The sequence below is a fragment of the Paenibacillus sp. 19GGS1-52 genome, from assembly GCF_022369515.1.
In the GTDB taxonomy this organism is placed as follows: domain Bacteria; phylum Bacillota; class Bacilli; order Paenibacillales; family Paenibacillaceae; genus Paenibacillus_AQ.
Genome location: NZ_CP059724.1, coordinates 3,147,711 through 3,170,233 on the forward strand (window position 1 = coordinate 3,147,711; position 22,523 = coordinate 3,170,233).

A 22,523-nucleotide genomic window follows, 5' to 3' on the forward strand; every position below is an offset into this window, starting at 1 on the left:
AAAGTATCGAATAGATCATTCTATAGTTGGTTGCTGCCGACTGATGTGGAGTTCGAAGGAGGCAAAATGTGTGTGGAAAATCGCCATTATTGATGATGAACGCCAAGTGCTGCAAGGAATGAAGCGTGCGATTCCTTGGGATGAACTGGATGCGGAATGGGTTGGGGAAGCTCTAAATGGCGTGGACGGATTGGATATCATTCGAGCTACTGAGCCGGATATAGTCATTACCGATATTTATATGCCGGCGATGAATGGTCTGGATATGATGGAGCAACTAAGGAAAGAAGGATTTAACGGAAAAATCATTATTTTGAGCGGATATTCTGATTTTGAACATGCCAGACAGGCGTTAAGGTACAACGTAAGTGATTACGTGTCCAAGCCCATTAGTGTCCCGACTTTAAAATCTATTCTGGGCAAAGTTATTGAAGAGCTTGTGCAGGAAGAGGAGAAAAGAATCAAGCAAGGTGAGCTTGAAGATAAAATGATGCTGTATGAGCCTTTCGTGGAGAAGGAATGGGTGAGATCTGCTGCAGTTGGTACGCTAGACCGTACTTATCGCAGTGGTGCCCACTTGCCGCCGCCTTATCGCTATTGGATGGACTGCAGCCATATAACCATTGGGATTGATCTGGTTCGTGATCATCGTGCCAACGAACTATCTGTATCGGACTGGAATCTATTTCGGTTTGCGATTAGCAACATAGCCTGCGAGGTCGCCCGCAAAGTGTTTCCGACAATTGAATATACGGAGCTTCACAGTACAAGAACACTGCTAATTGTTCATCCGCAAGCGGAGAGCCCGGAACAAGTACAGCAGAAACTGGAGGAGCTCGGGATCAAGCTGATTGATAGCATTAAGAGTTACCTTAAGTTGGTTATATGCGTGGGTATTGGAGGTATCAAGGAGTTGTGGACGAAGATTCCAGACTCGACGGAGGAAGCCTTCCGTGCTATTGATTTGCGGGAGCGGAGGATGGTACCCACTTACGATATCTATGTTTACCAGGGGCAAATAAGCAGCGAACAGGATTCGGTTGCCCTGTTTCCAGTTAAGTTTTCGTTCAAACTGGCCAGTGCGATGAAGGCATCGCAGGAAACTGAGGCGCAGCAGCTGGTTGCTGACTATATCAGAGAATTAAAGAAGCAGAAAGGGATTACACCCGACTACGTGCAGATGCTGGGAAGTGAGCTATGGGGGATAATTACGTATTCCCTGTATGAGGCGGGGCTGGTGCTGGATGATCTTTTTACAAATGATCAGATTGCCAAGGAATTGGTCGGCCTGACCGGGCCGGACGCCTTAGCTAACTGGCTGATTGACAAGATAACCAGCATTTGCAGCAGTCGGCAGTGGAAGGGAAGCAGCAAGCACAGACAGGTTGTCGATTTCATGACTCATTACATTCACGAGCATTATGCAGAAGAGGTCACACTTGCTGATCTTTCAGAAATGGTCTACATTTCACGCAACCACCTGTCCATTATTTTTAAAAATATTACAGGCGAAACGTTCAACACCTATTTAACACGTGTGCGGATTGAAAAAGCACGGGAACTGCTGCTAGAGCGCAATATGCTGGTCTATGAGGTAGCTGAACGGGTGGGTTATAAGAACATACCCTATTTCAGCACACTGTTCAAAAAAATTACCGGAATGAATCCGACAGAGCTAATTAAATAAAACAGAAAATCATTTCAGGAGTGAAACCTAAAGCAACACTGGATTCTGGCTTAGCAGGCAAAATTGTTCATACTCAGGTAGACTCCTTTTGGTGGAGGGGCCACAGCTATTATGACGTATGGTGGAGAGGGACCTGGGAAAAAGAAGGGGGCGGCTGTACCCTTAATCATGGGGTTCATCATATGGATCTGCTGCAATGGATGCTAGGCATGCCGCACACCGTTCAGGCAGTCATGAGTAATACTTCGCATGATAATGCCGAGGTGGATGACCTTTCTATTGCTATTCTTTCCTACCCCAATGGCAGTCTGGCACAGATCACAAGCTCGCTTGTTCATCATGGTCAAGAGCAGCAGATGATCTTTCAAGGGGAGCGGGAGCGAATCTCGGCACCCTGGAATGTGTATGCGTCTACCTCGCAAGCAGATGGGTTTCCGGAGCGGAATGTGGTGCTTGAGGAAGAGTTGGAGCAGTATTACAATAGCCTTGAACCGTTACTTTATAAGGGGCACACCGGACAAATTGATGATGTCATGAAAGCGATCGAGAATAACTCGCTGCAGGTGCTTATTGATGGTTATGAAGGACGGAAGATGATAGAGCTAATAACAGCCATCTATGAAGCAGTCATTACGGCGCGGCCTGTAAGTCTCCCGTTAACCAAAGAAAGTAAATTGTATACGAAGGAAGGCTTTCTGGCGAACGCACCACACTTTCATTCACTTGGGGGCAAATAATATGGTGAAATTCAGTATTATTGGTGGATCGGGCTTTCGGGCGCAATATTTCCTCCGAATCGTCCAAGCCTTGCCCGAACGTTTCCAAATCTGCGGTATGGTCGTGCGGAATGAGGTCAAAGGCAGAGACATGGCAATGAAATGGGGCATTCCCACCTACCGTTCTCTGGAAGATCTGCTGAAGTATGAAAGCCCTGACTTCGTTGTCGTTTCGGTAAGCGGGGCTGGAGGTCTCGAATATTTATTGAAGCTGGCTGAGGCCGGGATTCCAGCCTTGTCGGAAACGCCGCCTGCACCGGATCTGCCGGGCCTTGAACTTCTTTATGACAAACTAATTGTTACTGGTGCACATATTCAAGTAGCAGAACAATACCACCTTCATCCCATACAAGAGGCGCGTTTGGCACTTATTCGTTCGGGGAAGTTAGGGAGAATTACAGAAACCACTGTCTCTATCTCGCATCTATATCATGGTGTAAGCTTAATTCGCAAAATGCTTGGTGTTACCTTTGAGGAAGTGCGAATAAGAGCGATGCGCTTTGAATCCGAGTGGATTAATGGACCTACACGCAGTGGTCCGCCGACGGAAGATAAGCTGATTCCCTCTCAAAGGGATTTAGCCTGGTTGGATTTTGGTGATTCGCTAGGGATTTATGACTTCACCAAGGATCAGCATCGTTCCTGGATTCGCTCGAATCATCTATCCGTCAAAGGGGAGCGAGGTGAAATCTTCGATAATCGCGTCCTGATTCAGCAGGACAACCTGATTCCACTTCAATTAGAGCTGAAGCGAGTCAATAAAGGAGAGTTGGAGAACGCGGAAGGTTATTTTCTGCAAGGCATCCTGTGCGGAGAACAATGGCTCTACGACAATCCATTTGCTCCCGCCAGACTGTACGATGATGAAATCGCCATTGCCAGCTGCCTGCAAAAGATGGCCGATTACGTCTCGGGTGGACCGGGATTCTATAGCCTGGCAGAGGCTGCTCAGGATTATTATCTGGGGATGATGATCGAGAAAGCCATTCAAAGCGGAGAAACTATTATCGCGCCGCAGCAACGATGGGCGCGGTAGGAGTATTTTACAGTATATGCGGTGAGCGAGCCCCCTGAATGGGGGCTTTATCTAATTTTATTACCACTTACCACATGCCAATGTAAATGTTTTGTATCCTGATACGCTCCTAAATTTGTGATGATCTTCGATGCTCCTGTTTTATTAACCATTTCCTCTGCTATTTTTTTAATAACTTCCATCATTTCTAATAGCAATTGTCCTGTGTTTTCTGCTTCATCAGAGATTAGCGATGAAATATGTATTTTCGGAATTACAACGATATGATGATCATAAAAAGGTTGTGTATGATGATAGGCAAGTACGGAGTCAGTTTCAAATACTGTGTTTACTGGAGTCTTACCGTTTAGCACTTCATCGCAATAAAAATCTTGATTCATAATTATCCTCATATCAGTAGGGATAGATGAGCGGTATCGTTTAAAACGCTTAAGACATTTTGCTTATAACTATTCTGATTTAGTATTGAAATACTGCCTACAGACGCTGAGAAATATGCCTTACTGAGCATTTGTGGTTGAAAATTCATCCACCATGCGATGATATAAGCCAATGTCCCGCCATGAGTTACGATTATTAGATCTTTCTCTTCTGTATTACATATCCTTTCCATGCAGCAACATATACGACTATAGAATTCTCTCCATGTCTCACCCTCTTGAAATTCTTGATAATCCATGTCAAAATCGCTGCCTATTCGCGGGTTCCTGTTGTCTCTTATCCAATCCTTTGTTTTTCCAGCAGCGATTCCGGTATTGATTTCTCGAAGGTTGCTATCTTCAATTACCTGTAAATTCAGGTGTGACCCTACTATTTCTGCTGTTTGTTTTGCGCGAAGCAAATCTGAAGAATACAAAGTGTATGCATCATGATCCAGAGTGTTAATCAAACTTAAACCAACCAGATCTGCTTGTTTTCTTCCCAGGTCAGTTAATGGTGTATCTGTCCATCCTCCCGACATATTATTTATATGATGCTCTGATTGACAATGTTGAATAAGAATAATTTTTCTCACCTCAACCATCCTTTCAAATAAAAATCTTTGTGCCCACATAAAAATACCCTCGCCAATAATGGTTGGGTATCGGTACTTCTGAACTTTCAATAAGGAAAGTATATTTTATATGGGGTAATCTGTAAATTAATTCTATGTCAGGGGTGAAATTTTTTTCTGATATCTAAATTCTGCGAAATTAAAGTAAGGGCAGTCCGTATCCAAATCATTAAGGTTACGGACTGCCTTTTTGTTTAGCTGTGCTTAATATTTATGCGCTGGCTGTTCTCCTTAGAAAATCCGTTGCTTCCAGCCGTTTAATTTGGCGACAGCTTCAACGTAATAGTAATCTCCATAAATGACTGACACATCAATGAAAGAGGTGCCGCTGCCTGTTGCATGCAGCAGTATAGCTTCATGCTCCGGCTGATCCCAGGTAGCATAATTCTCGGTCAGTGAACGCAGGATGCGCTCGGCTGCGCTTGCATACAGATTTTGTTCACCCAGAGGGACGATATCGGCAAGCTCAAGCAGTCCTGATGCGGCAATCGCGGCCGCCGAGCTGTCTCTGAACATCCGCTCATCATTATCCAGTCGGAAATCCCAATAAGGAACCTGATCCTCAGGCAGGGCAGAAATAAAATAATGGGCAATTCGCTTCGCCGTATTCAGGAAACGTACATCCCCTGTATGACGGTAGGTGTTGATGAAGCCGTATAAACCCCAAGCCGTTCCACGGCTCCATGACGATTCAGGAGAGTAGCCCTGGCCACCAAAGTTCTCAATGTAAGCTCCTGTTTCAGCATCGAAGGAGAGGATATGCTTGGTCGAGCCATCTTCGCGGATGCCATATTGCATGGTCGTTTCGGCATGACTAATTGCAATATGCTTATATCGTGGATCTCCTGTTACTTTGCTGGCCCAGAACAGCAGAGAGATATTCAGCATACAGTCGATGATGACCCAGCCGTATTTATCCTCATTCCAGGCCCGAATGAACTTCCCAACAGGATTATATCGGGCGGCAAGGAAGTTGGCAGCTTCAATTCCTCTGCGCAGGGCATCCTCGTCACCAGTGATGCTGTGCTTGATAACGGCGGTTGGGAGAAACTGAAAGCCTACATCGTGATGTAGCTCAACTGTGTGCTTAACAAACCATTCCTCTAAAGTTCCATCCCAGTGCCAAGCCGCCTTTTTGTAGGAATCCTTTCCGGTCATGTCATGCATAATCCAGAGGATACCCGGCCAAAAACCGGTTGTCCACCAGTCGGAGCCGATATCGTCAAATTTGCCGTCCTCACCAGCGAAATGGGGACATTTATCACCGATCTGCTCTATCATGCGTTCAACTTTTGTATCGAGCTTGTTCATAATTTCCTGCCAATAAGGTAAATTCATTTTTACTGCCTCCAGTGTTTTAGAATGTGTCATGAGTATAGCCCGCAAATGGCTGGGGAAGTTGTGATTTTATATTAGAAAATATTCAAATATTGTCATGATGCTGATAATCACAATATAGGAACATTTCCGCATAACACATTGAAACTTTATTCCATAGGGAAGCGATATAATGAGGACGAAAATACAGGAACCTTTACCAAGCCATTGATCAGAAAGAAACATACTGTGCATTTATGCAGCCCGGGAGAGAATAGCCTTATGAGTTATTTACAAGTATATGATGCCCTCAAAGATATACCAGGGCGGGAGGATTTCAAGGTCAGGGTACGTCTGATCGGAAGGGAATGGCAGCCACTGTTTATCTATGAAGTAAAGGTAGACATGCATGAGGTCCGTCCAGCATCTATGGCTTCTTTTGATCTGGAGGGTGCTGCAGATGTGGAAGTCACTTGCCTCTACTCAGAAGTAACAAGCGTAAATATCGCTCCAGCCTCACAGAGCATTGCCTACATACAGAGTGGGCAAACCATTAGCTTTCGTGTAAGCGGTCCGCAAAAGCTCTCGATTGAAATCAATGGAGATCTCTGCAGAAATCTCCATCTCTTCGCCAATCCACGGGAGGTGGAACCTCCGTTGCCGGGTGAGTCTAATGTAGTTCTAGTGAAACCGGGCATTCACCGCACAGCAGATTTATTGCGGCTGTTGAATACTCCTGCTGTTAGCACAGGCTTTAAACCAGAGGTGCTGTATTTCACTTCTGGCGCACACTATATAGAAGAAACAGTGCTGCCAATTCCATCGGGAACTACGGTTTATCTTGCGGGAGGTTCGACGCTGGTCGGCTCTTTGGTCTGCGAAGGAGTCCAAGATGTCTGCATCCGCGGGCGCGGAGTGATTTATTTGGCTGCCTTTCACCGTTATTCAGCCTTTCGTGGCGTACGAATTATTTTCTCGCACAATGTTAGTGTAGAGGGGATTATGGTTATCGATCCGCCGCATTACAGCATTTTTATCGGGCAGTCGGAAGAGGTTGAGATTAACAATTTCAAATCGTTCAGCACACGGGGTTGGTCGGACGGCATTGATATCATGTCAAGTTCAGAGATTATAATCCGAGATGTCTTTATGCGCAATTCAGATGATTGCATCGCTATTTACGGCTCAAGGTGGGACTTCTATGGGGATAGCCGCAATATTAGTGTGCGCGATTCCATTCTCTGGGCAGATGTGGCTCATCCGTTGATGATCGGCACACATGGCGACCATCAGCGCAGTGGGGATATCATTGAAAATATCATATTTGAGAACATTGATATTCTGGAGCATCACGAGCCACAGGAGAATTATTGGGGAGCACTGGCAATCAACGCTGGTGACCGTAATACAGTGCGCAATGTGCTCTATAAGAATATCCGTGTGGAGCGAATCACGATGGGGCAGTTGTTCGATCTTCGCGTCATCCAGAACAAGGATTATAATCCGGAACCGGGTACAAGGATCGAGAATATTACCTTTCGTGATGTCCAGTTCAACGGGAACAACGTCAAGCCCTCAAGAATTTATGGATTTGACGAAGAAAGAGTCGTTAAGGGTATAACCTTTATCAATCTGTTGCTCAACGGGGAGCTGCTGGCAGCGCCACGGTCTGAGTGGGTAAATATCAACTCTTACACAGAGGATATAAAGTTTGTTGTTGAATAATCGCTCGCTAATTACTTTTTCTATATTTAAGCGGAGTCGTCCCGAGCACTCTTTTGAATAATTGATTGAAGTAGGAAGCGTTTGGAAAACCAACAGCAATACCAATCCGCTCCACAGGCAGATCTGTCGTTCCCAATAGGCGGCAGGCTTGTTTGATTCGTCGTGCAGTCAGATAATCAACAAGCCGACCGCCTGTTTCCTGATGGAAAATCCGCGAGACATAGGACTTGGACAAATGAGTCTCCTCAGCCAGTTGCTCCAGATTAACCTCCTCGTGGTAATGCTCCTCGATCCAGCTCATGATTTTCTCGGAATAACGAAGGCTCCGCAGTTCACCTGAATGGAGTAAGGCTTGGTCTCCGGTGCCTATGCTGCTTAACAGCTGCAGAAGAAACACAGTGATGTTCTCCGAGTCTGCTTCTGTATTGCGGCTGCACTGCTCATAATTCTCGTATATCCACTCCACAATATCCCTGCGGTCCTGAAGATCGAATGCACCAAGTGTTTCTTTACCCTGCCATAATGCTGTGAATAGAGTTTTGCGCTTGGCAAAGCCTTGCAGGAGGTTCTCAGCTACATGGGGATCGATATAAAAGATAGAACGTTCAAAGGGGCAAGCGGGAGAGACATCCGAATAAATCCGGTGCAACTGATAAGGCTGGAAAAAAAACAGCATACCCGCGCGGATATCATACATTTGTTGATTAACGACCACATTTCCCTGTCCAGCATGCACATACATAATTTCACAGCACTGATGCCAGTGATAATAGCCCTTGTAATAGTCGTCCGTAAATATTCTATAATTCCATATTAAGCTCTGCGAGTCTTCGAATAAGACAGGTTCAAATAGCTGCTTCATAGCTCCTCCATCATGACAAGATATCAACATTTTATTATATCCTAGCATAACTTTGATCTCGATGTAAGCGATACAATGAAATCAAAAATAATCTATGGTTTATCTAATCGTCCAGGAGGGATTTATCATGACTCAAATGATTGTTAATCCGGTGTTGGCCGGCTGTCACCCCGATCCGTCTTTTATACGCGTAGGTGATGATTATTATATTGCTACATCTACCTTTGAATGGTTTCCAGGTGTAGAAATTCATCATTCCCGAGATTTGGTTCATTGGCATTCCCTTTCACGCGTGCTCACCGAGTCTGCGCAGGTGGATCTGCGAGGCAACGGCAGCTCAGGTTCGATTTGGGCGCCAGCGCTATCCTTTGATCATGGCGTTTATTATTTACTGTTTACTGACGTGAAATCTCGGAAAAGTGTGTACAAGGATTTACGTAACTATTTGATTACGGCGACTGACATTATGGGGCCTTGGAGTGCACCTGTAAGGCTGAATGGCAGCGGATTTGATCCATTTCTCTTCCATGATAACGACGGTACAAAATGGCTGCTGAACATGCGCTGGGATTTCCGCAAGAATCATAGCAACTTCTCAGGTATTATTATGCAGGAATACGATCTGGAGGCAGGTGAACTGACCGGACCTATTCATGAGATTTACAAAGGAACGCCAATAGGCGTAACGGAAGGCCCGCAAATGTACAAGCGCAACGGCTATTACTATTTGCTGGCAGCTGAAGGTGGTACCGGAGTGAATCACATGGTTACATTGGCGAGAAGCCGCAACCTGACCGGACCTTATGAAACGGACCCTAATTATCCTATTATGACAACGGCCCATGATCTGACCTTCCCCTTTCAGCAGGCAGGTCACGGTTCACTCGTGGAGACGCAGTCCGGTGAATGGTACATGGCTCATTTATGCACACGTCCGATTCCAGGGACTGCAACAATGAATCCGCTAGGGCGAGAGACCGCGATTCAACGCTGCGAATGGACGGAAGACGGCTGGCTGCGTCTGGCACATGGCGGAAAACTGCCTGCGCTAAAGACGCAGGCACCGGATCTGCCGGAGTATCCTTTTCCTGCGCTGCCCGATCGAGATGATTTTGATGCTGCGGAGCTGGGTTTTCCGTATCAGAGCTTGCGGGTTCCCTTTGCCGAATCGTGGGTAAGCCTGAGCGAGCGCCCGGGATTTTTGCGTCTTAGAGGAAGAGACTCACTGGCATCGTTGTTTGATCAGAGTCTGGTAGGCAGGCCGATTCAGCATTTTGAATGCTCCATATCCACCTGTCTGGAATTCATACCGGATAATTTCCTGCAAATGGCGGGGTTGGTGCTCTATTACGATGATAGCGACTATTATTATTTGCGTGTGACGGCTGATGAAATCAGAGGGATAAGTCTGGGGGTCGTACTGTGCAAGGGCGGCAAATATGATGAGATTTCCTCGATGCAAATTTCAGTCATAGATTGGGATCGATACTATTTACGAGCGGAGATTTCCGGTCGTGAGCTTATATTCTACGCTTCCCCGGACGGAGAACAGTGGACGGCTGTCTGCACACCGCTTGACTTCGGCACTCTTTCGGATGAATACGGCGGGAAGTTGGGTTTTACCGGCTCGTATGCCGGTATTTGTGCCCAAGATATGGATCAACAGGCGAAGCCGGCTTATTTTGATTATTTCGAATATAAGGCGCTTAATTCTTGAAAGAGAATTACTGGAGATGAAGCGTATAATGCTGTAATTAAGGCTATGGAGTAGCAATAAAGCCTGTTTTCACACCCATTTGGAAACCTGCGTTTTCATAGAATCTCAAGGTTCCTTCTTCTTTTGAACTTGTCAGCAGCATTACTTTGTAGCAATTATGTTCCCAAGCAATATCTAGAGATTTTCTTAGCAGTTTGGTTCCATACCCTTTTCTTTGGAAATCAGGATGAGTTACGACATTTTCTATTATTCCGAACGGACGGGCGTTTCTGGTTAGATTTGGAATGAGGGTTAACACACAAGTGGCCACCAATCGACCCTCTACATCGACTACTAAGTAGTGCATGTTCTTGTTATTGTATATTTGCTCCCACAGTGAATTTATCTCCAATAGATTAAGTTCAGGATCTTCTTCATGTAAGTATTTATATAAATCCAGTAGTTTATGTACTTCATCTTGTTTGATAGCTCTAATTACAGCTTTATTATTCAACGTTAGTTCACCCCTTATTTTTCTTGTATTATATACTCACTTGGTAGCATATGGAAATGTTGATTTAGCCGAACAATAAAGCTCCACAAGCGCGGTACAAAAGCTTGTGGGGCTTTATTGTGCCATGCAGTTTGTAGGCCAGATATTGATGTGGGTGAAATAGTTGTTCGTCCCACTGCGCAGGGGTAGTAACAACCCTTTTATGAACTTAGTCTAATGAAGACAGTAAACTATTAAACCAGCGACAGACAAGGACTCTACTTTTGCGTCCTAGTCTGTCGCTGGTTTATTTGAGATAGAGAACTCGGAAAACATTGTGAAAATAAGAACTTTCGTAAATGTCGAAATGAGGTTGACGAATGAAAGTTACAGACGTATGATGAGTGTTATAAAGTTTGCGAGTAATAAATTGTAAGCTAATAAATATTTCTTAACAACGGGAGGAATGAAAGTGGAATCATCAACTTTTGTGCTGTTTGGCGCTACCGGAGATTTGGCGAAACGAAAAATATATCCGGCTTTGTATAATCTGTACGTTGATCAAAAAATTTCCACTCCCTTCTCGGTAATCGGTCTCGGCAGACGTGAGATTTCAAAAGATGCTTTTCAGGCTCAAGTGCTGAATTCTTTGCAGACCTTTTCTAGACGGCCAACAGATGATTCCGCAGAATTGCAGGAATTTCTACAGGCCTTTGAATATAGCGTGCTTGATGTAGGGCGACCAGAGGATTATAAGAAGTTGTTACAGCATGTTCGTCAGCGGGAACAACAGCTTCATTTACAGGAGAATAGAATGTTCTACTTATCCGTTGGTCCTGAATATTTTGAAGAAATTGCCTCCAATATCAATTCAAGCGGACTCGGTTCGACCAAGGGCTGGAAACGCCTGATTATCGAGAAGCCCTTTGGAACAGATTTGAAATCGGCAAGGGTGTTGAATGAGAGCCTGAGCGCTACTTTTAAGGAAGAAGAGATCTTCCGGATTGATCATTTCCTGGGGAAACCGATGGTGCAGAATCTTGAAGTACTGAAGTATTCGAACCCCGTGCTCCGAGCTTTGTGGAAAAACCGCTATATTGCCAACGTCCAGATTACAGCCAGTGAGACGGTTGGAGTTGAAGAACGGGCCGGTTATTATGATAAGGCAGGCGCGCTGCGCGACATGTTCCAGAATCATATGCTACAGCTGTTAATGATGATTGCCATGCAGCTTCCCAAGGGAAGTACACCAGAGGAGATCCGCAGCAAAAAGAGACATGTGATGGAGTCTGTGCGGCCTTTGCTGAAAGAAGATTTGGCACAGCATGTAGTTCGTGGACAATATACCGCTGGTGAAATTCAAGGCAAACCGGTTGTTGGTTATACGGAAGAACCCAATATTGCGCCTACCTCGCAGATTGAGACTTTTATTGCGGCCCGATTATGGATTGAAGATCCGTTGTGGAGCGAAGTACCTTTTTACATTCGTACCGGCAAACGCATGAAAGAGAAATCTACACGGATTGTCATTGAATTCAAAGAGCCTTTTAATGACTACCATAATTTAAATAGAAGCACGCAGGACCCCAATCTACTGATCATTGATATTGGACCTGACGAAGCGCTTACCTTGCAGCTCAATACCAAAGATCCTCTGCGGCATGGTGAACTGGAGCCTGTTCCGATTAAATATCAATCGGGCAACGCGGATATGCCTGAGGCTTACGAGAACCTGATTTATGATGCGCTGCGTGGGGACGCGACCTTTTTCGCACATTGGCGAGAAGTGGAATTGTCCTGGCAGTGGGTTCAGCCGATTATTGATGCCATTGAAGCAGGGGATTTACCGCTACACCCTTATTCTTCCGGCACTTATGGTCCGGATGCAGCGATGGAGCTGCTGGGGAGTGATCGCTGGTGGCAGGACGCCGTTTCCGATGCGGTGGAGGATAATATAATCCCATTACCAGCAAAAGAACAACAATCTATACGGCCAGGGGCTTAAGCCCTTGGCTTTTTTTTATATAAATTATCCACCTGCACTTCTAGCTGTACGAATGTAATATTCCGTTCACCCTTAGTTCAAAATAGTAGGGTAGAATGGAGTGATAACATGGGCGAACAATAGAAGCATGAGGTGAAATTGGAATGACGGCAATTATGGTGGTGGATGATGAGGCGCATATCCGCGAGCTGGTAAAGCTTTTTCTGGAAGATGAAGGTATGGAGATTATAGAGCAAAGCAATGGTGCAGCAGCCTGGGAATATTATGAGAACAATGCAGTGGATTTGATCATTATCGATATTATGATGCCCGGAATGGATGGCTGGGAGCTGTGCAGGAGACTGAGGGAGGCAGGGGATAAGCCCATTCTGATGATTACGGCAAAAGGTGAGCCGGCGGATAAGATTAAAGGCTTTCGCCTAGGCACGGATGATTATCTCGTAAAGCCCTTTGATCCGATGGAAATGGTCATGCGGGTGAAAGCTCTGCTCAAACGTTACGGCATATCGACCTCGCATACGATCAGACTAGGTGGAGTTATTTTGGATAAGAAAAGCTATCAGGTACATTTTGCAGACTCCAGCGAATCCGTGGTCATCCCACTAAAGGAGTTCGAGCTGCTCTGCCAGCTGGCTAGCAATCCGGGCCAGATTTTTACCCGGGACATGCTGATTCGCCAAATCTGGGGCTACGAATATGATGGCGATGAGCGGACTGTAGATACACATATCAAACGGCTGCGGGAACGGTTCCAGAAATATACTGCGGATTTCAGAATTGTTACACTGAGAGGAATGGGCTACCGGCTAGAGGTGCTTCATGATTAAATCACTGTACGTCCGGGTTGTAGTCATCTTTTTGGGCGCCGTTATTCTCAGTATTTTTGCAGCCTCACTGTTAATTAACCGATTATATGTGGGACAGATGCAATCAGCGGTACAGGATAATATGATCTTAAGCGGCAAAGTGATTATTCAGGCCTATGAGCAAGCAGATGACTATAATCTGGATTCTCTGATGAAGGGGATATCATCTTTGCCGTTATACTCAGTTCGTGTGTATGATAGCGAAGGAATACAGTTATATACCAGCGGGGAAGCATCGGATAAGCAAAATGTACGGGACGTAGTCCATCTTCAAAGTGTGCTGCAGGGTGGCGTGTATCGTAGTAACCTGCATGAAGGCAATGGAGGGCTGACAGTCGGATTGCCTTTTTCCGTGAATGGCTCTTCCAGAGCCTTGTTTATCACACCTGAATTAGGAGAACTGTTTAGCATGATTGCTGGTTTCCTGAAGACTCAACTATTGCTCATTCTGGGCTTTGGCAGTGTGCTCATTCTCATCGCAGCTACTTATATAGTACGTCCTTTACAGCTACTGACCCGAGCGACCCGAAGAATGGCAAAAGGGGACTTTACAGTCAGCCTGCACACGAAGCGGAGGGATGAAATTGGCGAATTGACGCGCAGCTTTAATGTCATGGCACAGGAGCTTGGAACGCTTGAGGCTATCCGCAAACAGTTTGTCTCAGATGTGTCCCATGAAATCCAGTCCCCATTAACTTCTATTAAAGGCTTTACGCAAGCGCTGAAGCACAAGCAATTAGATGAGCCCAGTCGAATGCGACTGCTGAATATTATTGAAGAGGAAAGTGATCGTCTATCCCGACTCAGTGGGGATCTGCTGCAATTATCTACGCTAGAATATGAGCATTTTGAGCTAGAGTCGGATCGCTACTCTCTAGATGAACAGCTTCGCAAAATCGTAATCGCCTTTGAACCGCAATGGTCAGTCAAGCTTATTAATGTTGAGCTCGAACTACAGCCTCTAAGCATCGTAGCCGACGAGGATAAGCTTAGCCAGATCTGGACTAACCTGATTAGTAACAGCATCAAATTCACGGGTTCAGGTGGACGGATCACAATCACAGCTGCCGAAAAAGGGGATCAGCTCGTAGTTCAGATGGCCGATAATGGTGTTGGAGTTCCAGAGGAGGAGCTCAGCCATATTTTTAAACCTTTTTATAAAATCGATAAATCACGAGACCGGCTAGTAGGTGGCAGCGGAATCGGATTGTCAATCGTCAAAAGAATTGTCGATCTGCATCACGGTCAGATTGAAGTAAGCTCCAAGCCGGGCGAGGGAACAACCTTTACCGTATGGCTCCCCCTAATCTACACCAAGCTCGAATTGTAATCCTCAGTACACACTGAGGACAAATTCGGGCTTTATACTGTGGTCAGATAGAGGAGGGAGAAAGAGCATGAGCTTTCTAAGTAAATTAAGTTTGAAAAATTCGGTAGCAGTTATAATTTTATTTGCCCTTATTCTGGGTTATGGTGCGTTCTCCGCCACACAGATTAAGCAGCAAACCTTCCCGGACATTGAATTTCCGGCAGTATTTATTCAGGTTGTCGACCCTGGAGCTTCCACAGAGGAAATAGAAACAGGTGTTACAAAGCCCATTGAAGACAGTTTAAAAGCAATGACCGGTTATGATTCTTTTACTAGCACAACGTCCGAGAATGCCGCAAGTATCTCCATTCAATATCCGTTTGGCTCTGATATGGATAAGCTATCCGCAGATATCGAAGCCTTGTTGGCCAAACTGAATTTGCCAGAGAACGCGAACGTAACACTTCGCCGTCTGTCAGCTGGAGCGTCGCCCATTTATCAGGCGGCTTTATTCTCTGGTAATAACGATTCGCAGGCTCTTAGCAAGAAGCTAGTGGAGGAAATCGTTCCTTCCCTGCAGAAGCTGAACGGAGTCAGCTCGGTTGCGCTGAAGGGCATTTCCAGCGATAAACTACAAATTGTTGTGGATAAGGAAAAGGCCGCCAGTTTAGGCATAACTCTAAGTACGATTCAAAGTGCTTTGCAGGGCTTGAACTATGCGCTTCCGTTAGGATCTGTCAGTGAGAATCAAATCACCATTCCTATTCGACTCTCTGGCTCTGTTTCTACCCTGCAGCAGATCCAGGATTTACCACTAAGCTCTACAGCAGCTGGCGGTGGGATGAAATCCCCTGCGGGAGCAGGTACTTCAGCCTCAGTACCACAAATTTCGGCAGCTGCAGCTATTAAACTCTCCGATCTAGCGACGATAACGACGGTCTCTACAGCTGATGAGATCACCCGCTTTAATGGTGAACCAAGCTATGTGCTGGAAGTCATCAAGAATCAGGATGCCAACACCGCTGATGTTGCCGATGCAGTGCAGAGCCAACTAGATTCCTATAAAGATGACAATTTGGAAGTGCATGTCATTATGAATCAGGGGGAGGAGATTAAAGCATCCGTATCCTCGCTCATTCGGGAAGGGCTATATGGAGCCTTATTCTGCATCATTATCATCTTCCTCTTCTTGCGCAATGTGCGTGCGACATTCATTTCAATTCTATCCTTACCGATTTCCATCTTTGCTACTATGGCTGTGATGAATCAGTTGGGCTATACCCTGAATATTATGACGCTAGGCGGGATCGCAGTCTCGATTGGACGTATAGTCGATGACAGTATCGTCGTTATCGAGAATATATATAGATGGCGCCAGGAAAAAGGCAATACCCTTAAGGGCAAGGAATTAGCCTATCGGGCTACGAAAGAAGTTATCAGTCCGGTTTTTTCCTCAACCCTCGCCACGGTTGTTGTATTTGCTCCGCTGGCTTTTGTCAGCGGCATTATCGGGGAGTTCTTCCGCCCCTTCTCTTTAGCTGTTGTTATTTCCATTGTGACCAGTCTGCTAGTAGCAGTAATGCTTATACCGGTACTTGGGGCCGCGTTCTTCAATAACGTTAAGCCGCACAAGAAGGAAAGTAAACTCACGGGATATTACGCCCGGATTATTTATGCAGCCTTGAAGCGCAAATGGCTCGTTATAAGCCTAGCTCTTGTGCTGCTTGTCGGCTCACTCAGTACCATACCGCTAATTGGTGTGGCATTCCTCCCTGCTGACTCTTTGCCAACAGCTTCGATTAACTTGACACTGCCAGCAGGCAGCGGGCTGGAGCAGAGCAACAAGGTCAGCCAGGAAGTGGAGAAATATATAAGCAAGCTTGAGGGTGTGAACAATTACCAGGTCTCCATTGGTGGTTCTGCCGATAATCCCTTTAGATCCTCCGGTGGTGGAAACCAGGCAGCGGTTACAGTACAATTTGCCGATGGAACAGACATGGACGGAATCATTGATAAAGCGAAAGCAACGCTCCCAGCCCTTGTAGAGGCGAGTGTCTCTGGGACAACAGTAGCTGTCAAAGAAGGGGAACAGCAGGGCTTGCCATCAGGCAATAATATTGATGTTAGTCTGTATTCGGATAATATAGATGATCTCTCGAAGGCTGCTAAACAGGTTGAAGCCTTAATGAAACAAAGTGTTGATCTAAAAGATGTTACCAATAACATGAATGAAGTAACGCCGAAATGGGAATTGACGCTGAATCAGAAGGGGATCGACGAGAAGATTAGCCCATTCGCCCTTATGCAGGCCGTTACCGAACAGCTAAAACCGGTTAACGCTGGTACTTTCAAGCTGGACAATCAGACAAGAGCGATTGTGTTATCTTATCAGCAAAAGATTACTTCTCTGGATGAATTGAAAGGGATACAGCTGCCAACAGCTGGCGGAATGAGAACGCTAAGTGATGTGGCAGATGTGACGGTTGAGGATGCGCTAGTAACCGTTAATCATAGCGAAGGCAAGACGTATGCCCAGGTTAGCGGTACCGTCAAGGGTGAAGATACTGCTGCTGTGACGAAAGCCGTCAAAGCAGACATAGGAAGTCTTACTTTGCCTAAGGATGTAGAGATTAATTATGGTGGTGGTTTAGCCATGATAACAGAGGGCTTTACGAATCTGGGAATTGCTATGGCCGTGGCTGTGGGTCTCGTATTTCTGGTTATGAGCTTCACCTTCGGTGGTGTGGTTACACCGCTGATTATCTTGTCCTCACTGGTGTTCATCCCAGTTGGTTCACTGGGAGCATTATTGATAACAGGTCAAGCTTTGTCCATGAGCTCAATGATCGGGATGCTGATGCTGGTAGGTATCGTCGTAACCAATGCTGTGGTGCTGCTGGACCGTGTTGAGAAGAACCGCAAATCAGGACAACCCATTACTGAAGCCATTGTGGAAGCCAGCACCACTCGTCTCAGACCTATCCTGATGACTGCACTTGCGACAATGCTGGCTTTGTTGCCGCTGGCCTTGTCCGGCTCCTCAACAAGCTTGATTTCTGGTGGTTTGGCAGTCACAGTCATCGGTGGTTTATTCTCTTCAACACTGCTGACTCTCATTGTTGTACCTGTACTATACGAACTGGTTTGGAAGAAGCGTAAAGTGAAGGTTACGGAGAATTTTTAAAGAGAAAACAATCCAGTTTTATCTACAGTGTGAATGTAAACGGGAACGGCTTATACTCTGTCAACATAGTTTAGATTAGAGTATAAGCCACGCTAACTGAAGGGGGAATCTTATGCGTAACGGAATTCGCGACAGACTTCTGTTCCTGTATAAATTTCTGCGTTCACCCCGGCAATTCGGCAGTATGACTCCAAGTTCGCGCTGGTTAGCTCGAGCGATAATCACTCCGTTACCATGGAATGAGCTGTTTAATATTGCCGAGCTGGGAGCAGGTACGGGAGCCATTACCAAATATTTGAGTGCTGAGACTACGGAGCGCACGAACGTCCTACTTTTTGAGAAGGACCCTGATCTTCGCCGTCAATTACACCTTCGCTATCCTGGATATAGGCTATTTAACGATTGCTTACGGCTGCGGCTTGCGTTGCATAACAGCAACCTTGAGAAACTGGACTGTATTGTTAGCAGTCTATCTTACCGCAATTTCTCAATGTTGGGCCGCGTCCAGTTTATGGAGCAGATTACGGCCTCTTTGAAGGAGGAAGGCTGGTTTATAGCCTTTGAATATTTCTTTCCTAGGATGAAGAGAGAGTTGCAGCAGCATTTCGATATCTTGAGCATCCAGTACGTGCCACTGAATTTCCCGCCTGCCATCGTTTATATTTGCCGGAAGAAGACTTCAGCTTATGCCAAGCAGCAGCTTAAGGTAATCTTTATATAATCTTCATTCTGGCTTAAGCTAGGAGGATTATAGTAAACACATACCCCCCTTATAATATAGTTTGACCCTGCCGGATGTCGGCAGGGTTATTTTTTTATAGTTATCTGGCTCAAAATCTAAATTAGCCATTGAACGCTTGTTACTTGACCCAGATAATCCCAGTGGCATAATCTATAATGAGCAACTGAAAAAAATAAATGATAGAGTTGGGGACGCCTTGAAGAGACAACTAATTGAATACATGAACAATTTCTTTTTGGAGCGGAAGGATGTACATCTTAGATTTGAATTAGGTGAACCTTATGAGAATGGAACACATGCAAGAATAAATCAGGTTATATATCGGGTGAACACCTTATTCGAGGAGGTATTTGAACAAGAGTCTGCTATATATATTTATATAAAGGATTGGGAGACTAAGGAAGACATTATGTTTGGCAATACAACTCCTAATTATGTTTACGATTTACTTAAGGGGCACAAATTCGAAGATGACACTCTGTTCGAGTTAGAGGAAGACGAAGATGATGAAGGAATTAAGATTCAGATTCAACATGAATATAAAGTGAGAATACTGAATGGATTAATTTCTTCTTTTCCATACAAGGAAATATTAAAAGGAATATGTCATTATGAACAGGGAAAAGAACCGTCAATCGGTCAATCCATTTATTTTGTGAATATTGAAAAGGATCTGGTGTTTAATATGTATGATGACAGAGGATGTATAGTCTGTTCCAAGGATAAAGAAATACTTAAACCAATTTATATAAAGCACAACACTTGGCTCGTAGATTATTGGAGAGAGTACTTTAACAGTATTTTTGGCGAATGAAGACTAATAAGTTACGAATGGAGGTTGAAATAAAATGCTAACATTCAAGGATTTAATAATCAACACATCCTTTGATAAGGTATGGAAAAAGATGGTTATTCATCATCCCGATATGACAATACCTGATGAGGAATACGAGATGTTTTACGAACGCCTAAAATTACTGGCACCACTAAAAAATGAGAAAAATATGTACATTTCCATCTGTGCCTTTAAAGATGATGCTGATGGAGAACCTGAGTGGATTCACATTTTCGACGAAGATAATGAATTACTTTATTTTGATGTAAGCGGTTGTGAAGACGAAGGGAATATTTACTCTTTAGTTTCTAGTAAATTTTCTTCATGGCTAGGATTTTTCGTGGATAATGATACCCTTCAAAGTATGTCTAATGAAAGTTTTATCGCCCATTGTCTTTGGGAAATGAACTTATTATTCGGTTTTGATGATGAAAGGGATTTTGATCAAGTATGATTCACTGAGTGGATAAGTTTCATTCTCTGCGGTGAATATCGTGCTAGTTCTAATCATGATTTGACCGGAGATTAATCTTTAAATAGGCCGCTTCCTAATTAAATAGGAGACGGCCTATTTCTATTCCTTTAATACATTACCTCAATATTGTCCTCTTTCAGTCGTTTTATCCAGGCGTCAGAAGGTTTGCGGTCAGTGATCAGCACGTCAATTCTGTTCAACTCAACCAGCTTCGTAAAAGCGGTTTTGTCGAACTTGGTATGATCGGCGAGCAGTACAACCTTGCTGGCTTGGCGCAGCATATATTTTTTGAGCTCACATTCGGGCTCGTTGGAATCGGTGATACCACGCTCCATATCAATCCCTTTGCAGCTAATGACAGCTGTATCTACATTATAGCGCTCGATGGTTTCATGGGCGATCGGACCGACCAGCGACAGAGAGCGGTAACGCAGCGATCCGCCGGACGAAATGATATTTAGACCGGAATTCGCGAATTCATGCAAAATATTGATCGAGTTCGTAATGATCGTCAGGTTGTTTTTGTTGCCCAGTAACTTCAGAAATTCAAAAGCAGTGGAGCTAGGATCGACCATCAGGGTGTCTCCGTCATTAATTAAATCGAGCGCTTTGAGCGCAATATTGCGTTTGATATCTGTATTCAGAGCGTTGCGTGTCACAAAAGGCAAATCCTCATTCGTGTGACGATTCAGCATCGCCCCTCCATAGGTGCGGCTCAGAATACCATCCTTCTCCAATTTCTCCAGATCCCGGCGGATGGTTTCTTCTGTCACCTCAAACATACGGCTTAAATCGGAGACGAGCACCCGTTTATCCTGATGAACCAGATCTATGATCTTCTTGCGTCTTTCGGCTGCCAGCATAGTAATCACCTTTCCGAGTCATATTTCTTAATCATAGCCCTGTATATCTGTGTTTTGCAACAAATCAAACAGAATCAACATCTATTTTATTATAATCTTCACAAAACAGACAGTAAACAAATGAATACAACATTATTAATATTTTATTTGTTGACAACAAAGATTTAGGAAGCTACGATGGAAGTGTACATAAGGTCCTTTGAAAATGCATGCTTTTTTAAGGGATACCAGAGCCGGCCAGCTGTGAAAGATTCAGAGGCCAGCCTGAAATGCTGCAGCCGGAAGGTTACACCCTAGCTTGCAGAGCAGGACAGGAGCATGGAAATTAATAGGTTTCTCAGCAAAATTATCAGGAGGCTGGTCAAGCAATGAGTACTCATGTGTATTATGTGCCATCGATCAACATTATGGGCAAAGGCTGTTTGCAGGAAATTGGTCCTTTCATTCAAGAACTACAATTGAAGAAGGCGCTCGTTGTAACCGACAAATTTCTAGTGAGTAGCGGGATCGCCGGTAAGTTGCTGGCCGTTCTGGATGCAGCGCATGTTGAATACGTCGTTTATGATGAAGTGAAACCTAACCCAACCTGTAAAAATGTTCATGACGGCGTGGATTTTCTCAAAGCGCATAACTGTGATTATCTAATCTCCATTGGTGGCGGCTCACCGCAGGATACGGCTAAGGCCATCGGTATTATCGCCACGAACGGCGGTCATATTGCTGAATACGAAGGCGTACACAAATCCAAACATAAATCGCTGCCCATCGTGGCCGTAAATACAACAGCTGGAACTTCCAGTGAAGTGACGATTAACTATGTAATTACAGATGAAGAACGCAAAGTGAAGATGGTTATGGTTGATAAGAATAGCATTGCTACCATTTCAGTTAATGATCCTGAGTTAATGGTAGATAAACCAGCCGCGCTTACGGCAGCAACCGGTATGGACGCCCTGACACATGCAATTGAAGCATTGGTAACTCCGGGTGCTTATCCGGTAACCGATGCTACGGCACTGGCGGCAGTCGAACTGATTTTTGGCAATCTGGCCCGCACCGTAAAGAATGGCCATGACATTGAAGCCCGCGAGCAAATGGTCTATGCGATCTTCTTGGGTGGCCTGGCGTTTAACAATGCTGGACTTGGTTATGTACATGCCATGGCGCATCAGCTTGGTGGTGTGTATGACTTGCCACATGGGGTCTGTAACGCCATGCTGCTGCCGATTGTGGAAGAAGAGAACGCCAAATACGTACCCGAGAAATTCAGATCCATTGCCAAGGTGATTGGCTTCGATGTATTAGGCAAAAGCGACAAGGAATGCGCGGATTTTGTCATCGAATCGATCAAGGCGTTGTCCAAGGAAGTTGGTATTCCGTCCAAATTATCGGAGCTGGGTGTGAACGAGGTTGATCTGGACCTGCTTGCTGAGAATGCAATGAAAGATGCCTGCGCTCCTGGAAATCCGTTTATCCCTACTAAAGATGAAGCTATTGCCATGTTCAAAAAAATCCTTTAGCAATAAATTTGGCTCTATCTAAAAATCAGAGGTTGACTAAACGTGCGGATTGAGCGGAGGGTCGGAGGGATTCTGGAG

The 22,523-nt window shown here is 45.0% G+C and carries 19 protein-coding genes; 13 read left to right on the top strand and 6 right to left on the bottom strand.

Translation table 11 applies throughout. The features are described from left to right. The first annotated feature begins 70 nt into the window (after nucleotides 1-70). Genes H1230_RS14765 through H1230_RS14775 form a run of 3 tightly spaced genes read left to right on the top strand, consistent with a single transcriptional unit; the run spans nucleotide 71 to nucleotide 3,499 of the window. Nucleotides 71-1,687 carry a response regulator transcription factor gene (locus H1230_RS14765; protein WP_239716538.1) on the top strand — a complete coding sequence of 539 codons (1,617 nt, stop codon included), beginning with the start codon at nucleotides 71-73 and terminating at the stop codon, nucleotides 1,685-1,687. A 20-nt stretch (nucleotides 1,688-1,707) separates the two neighbouring features. Beyond that, the gene (locus H1230_RS14770; protein WP_345773423.1) at nucleotides 1,708-2,424 is read left to right on the top strand and encodes a Gfo/Idh/MocA family protein; all 717 of its coding nucleotides are present in this window, start codon (nucleotides 1,708-1,710) and stop codon (nucleotides 2,422-2,424) included. 1 nt (nucleotide 2,425) lies between these two features. Next, nucleotides 2,426-3,499 carry a Gfo/Idh/MocA family protein gene (locus H1230_RS14775; protein ID WP_239716540.1) on the top strand — a complete coding sequence of 358 codons (1,074 nt, stop codon included), beginning with the start codon at nucleotides 2,426-2,428 and terminating at the stop codon, nucleotides 3,497-3,499. Between the two features lie 47 nt (nucleotides 3,500-3,546). On the opposite strand, the gene H1230_RS14780 is transcribed toward H1230_RS14775, so the two are convergent. The 3 genes from H1230_RS14780 to H1230_RS14790 form a co-directional block, all read right to left on the bottom strand. Continuing rightward, entirely contained in the window at nucleotides 3,547-3,879 is a 333-nt protein-coding gene (locus H1230_RS14780; RefSeq protein ID WP_239716542.1) for an HIT family protein, read from the bottom strand. An 8-nt stretch (nucleotides 3,880-3,887) separates the two neighbouring features. After that, nucleotides 3,888-4,553: a histidine phosphatase family protein gene (locus H1230_RS14785; protein WP_239716544.1), complete on the bottom strand. Its 666-nt coding sequence runs from the start codon at nucleotides 4,551-4,553 to the stop codon at nucleotides 3,888-3,890. 231 nt (nucleotides 4,554-4,784) lie between these two features. Beyond that, nucleotides 4,785-5,891 carry a glycoside hydrolase family 88 protein gene (locus tag H1230_RS14790; protein ID WP_239716546.1) on the bottom strand — a complete coding sequence of 369 codons (1,107 nt, stop codon included), beginning with the start codon at nucleotides 5,889-5,891 and terminating at the stop codon, nucleotides 4,785-4,787. Nucleotides 5,892-6,152: 261 nt separating this feature from the next. Here H1230_RS14790 and H1230_RS14795 point away from each other — a divergent pair, with 261 nt between their 5' ends. Beyond that, complete coding sequence (locus H1230_RS14795) at nucleotides 6,153-7,595, top strand: glycosyl hydrolase family 28 protein (protein ID WP_239716548.1); 1,443 nt, start codon at nucleotides 6,153-6,155, stop codon at nucleotides 7,593-7,595. Between the two features lie 7 nt (nucleotides 7,596-7,602). On the opposite strand, the gene H1230_RS14800 is transcribed toward H1230_RS14795, so the two are convergent. Beyond that, nucleotides 7,603-8,457: an AraC family transcriptional regulator gene (locus H1230_RS14800; protein ID WP_239716550.1), complete on the bottom strand. Its 855-nt coding sequence runs from the start codon at nucleotides 8,455-8,457 to the stop codon at nucleotides 7,603-7,605. 127 nt (nucleotides 8,458-8,584) lie between these two features. Between H1230_RS14800 and H1230_RS14805 the strand changes: the two genes are divergently transcribed. After that, a complete protein-coding gene (locus H1230_RS14805; protein WP_239716552.1) occupies nucleotides 8,585-10,174 on the top strand; it encodes a glycoside hydrolase family 43 protein in 1,590 nt (529 codons plus the stop codon). A 43-nt stretch (nucleotides 10,175-10,217) separates the two neighbouring features. Here the strand turns inward: H1230_RS14805 and H1230_RS14810 are convergent, their stop codons facing one another. Then, nucleotides 10,218-10,667, bottom strand: a complete 450-nt coding sequence (locus tag H1230_RS14810; protein WP_239716554.1) for a GNAT family N-acetyltransferase — start codon at nucleotides 10,665-10,667, stop codon at nucleotides 10,218-10,220. A 451-nt stretch (nucleotides 10,668-11,118) separates the two neighbouring features. On the opposite strand from H1230_RS14810, the gene zwf reads away from it, so the two are divergent. The 7 genes from zwf (at nucleotide 11,119) to H1230_RS14845 (ending at nucleotide 20,041) form a co-directional block, all read left to right on the top strand. Beyond that, nucleotides 11,119-12,651 carry a glucose-6-phosphate dehydrogenase gene (gene zwf / locus H1230_RS14815; protein WP_239716556.1) on the top strand — a complete coding sequence of 511 codons (1,533 nt, stop codon included), beginning with the start codon at nucleotides 11,119-11,121 and terminating at the stop codon, nucleotides 12,649-12,651. 143 nt (nucleotides 12,652-12,794) lie between these two features. Then, nucleotides 12,795-13,478: a response regulator transcription factor gene (locus H1230_RS14820; RefSeq protein ID WP_239716558.1), complete on the top strand. Its 684-nt coding sequence runs from the start codon at nucleotides 12,795-12,797 to the stop codon at nucleotides 13,476-13,478. Beyond that, the gene (locus H1230_RS14825; RefSeq protein WP_239716560.1) at nucleotides 13,471-14,847 is read left to right on the top strand and encodes a sensor histidine kinase; all 1,377 of its coding nucleotides are present in this window, start codon (nucleotides 13,471-13,473) and stop codon (nucleotides 14,845-14,847) included. Before H1230_RS14820 ends, H1230_RS14825 begins: the two co-directional genes overlap by 8 nt. 67 nt (nucleotides 14,848-14,914) lie before the next feature. After that, a complete protein-coding gene (locus H1230_RS14830) occupies nucleotides 14,915-18,010 on the top strand; it encodes an efflux RND transporter permease subunit (RefSeq protein WP_239716562.1) in 3,096 nt (1,031 codons plus the stop codon). 112 nt (nucleotides 18,011-18,122) lie between these two features. Further along, nucleotides 18,123-18,731, top strand: coding sequence for a class I SAM-dependent methyltransferase (locus tag H1230_RS14835; RefSeq protein ID WP_239716564.1), 609 nt, complete (start codon nucleotides 18,123-18,125; stop codon nucleotides 18,729-18,731). Nucleotides 18,732-18,948: 217 nt separating this feature from the next. Beyond that, nucleotides 18,949-19,566, top strand: a complete 618-nt coding sequence (locus tag H1230_RS14840) for a DUF3885 domain-containing protein (RefSeq protein ID WP_239716566.1) — start codon at nucleotides 18,949-18,951, stop codon at nucleotides 19,564-19,566. A gap of 34 nt (nucleotides 19,567-19,600) precedes the next feature. Next, nucleotides 19,601-20,041, top strand: a complete 441-nt coding sequence (locus tag H1230_RS14845) for a DUF6557 family protein (protein ID WP_239716568.1) — start codon at nucleotides 19,601-19,603, stop codon at nucleotides 20,039-20,041. Nucleotides 20,042-20,169: 128 nt separating this feature from the next. On the opposite strand, the gene H1230_RS14850 is transcribed toward H1230_RS14845, so the two are convergent. Then, nucleotides 20,170-20,925 (bottom strand): DeoR/GlpR family DNA-binding transcription regulator, encoded by a 756-nt coding sequence (locus tag H1230_RS14850; protein WP_239716570.1) that lies wholly within the window; start codon nucleotides 20,923-20,925, stop codon nucleotides 20,170-20,172. A 368-nt stretch (nucleotides 20,926-21,293) separates the two neighbouring features. Here H1230_RS14850 and H1230_RS14855 point away from each other — a divergent pair, with 368 nt between their 5' ends. After that, entirely contained in the window at nucleotides 21,294-22,445 is a 1,152-nt protein-coding gene (locus H1230_RS14855; RefSeq protein WP_239716572.1) for an iron-containing alcohol dehydrogenase, read from the top strand. Nucleotides 22,446-22,523 lie beyond the last annotated feature (78 nt).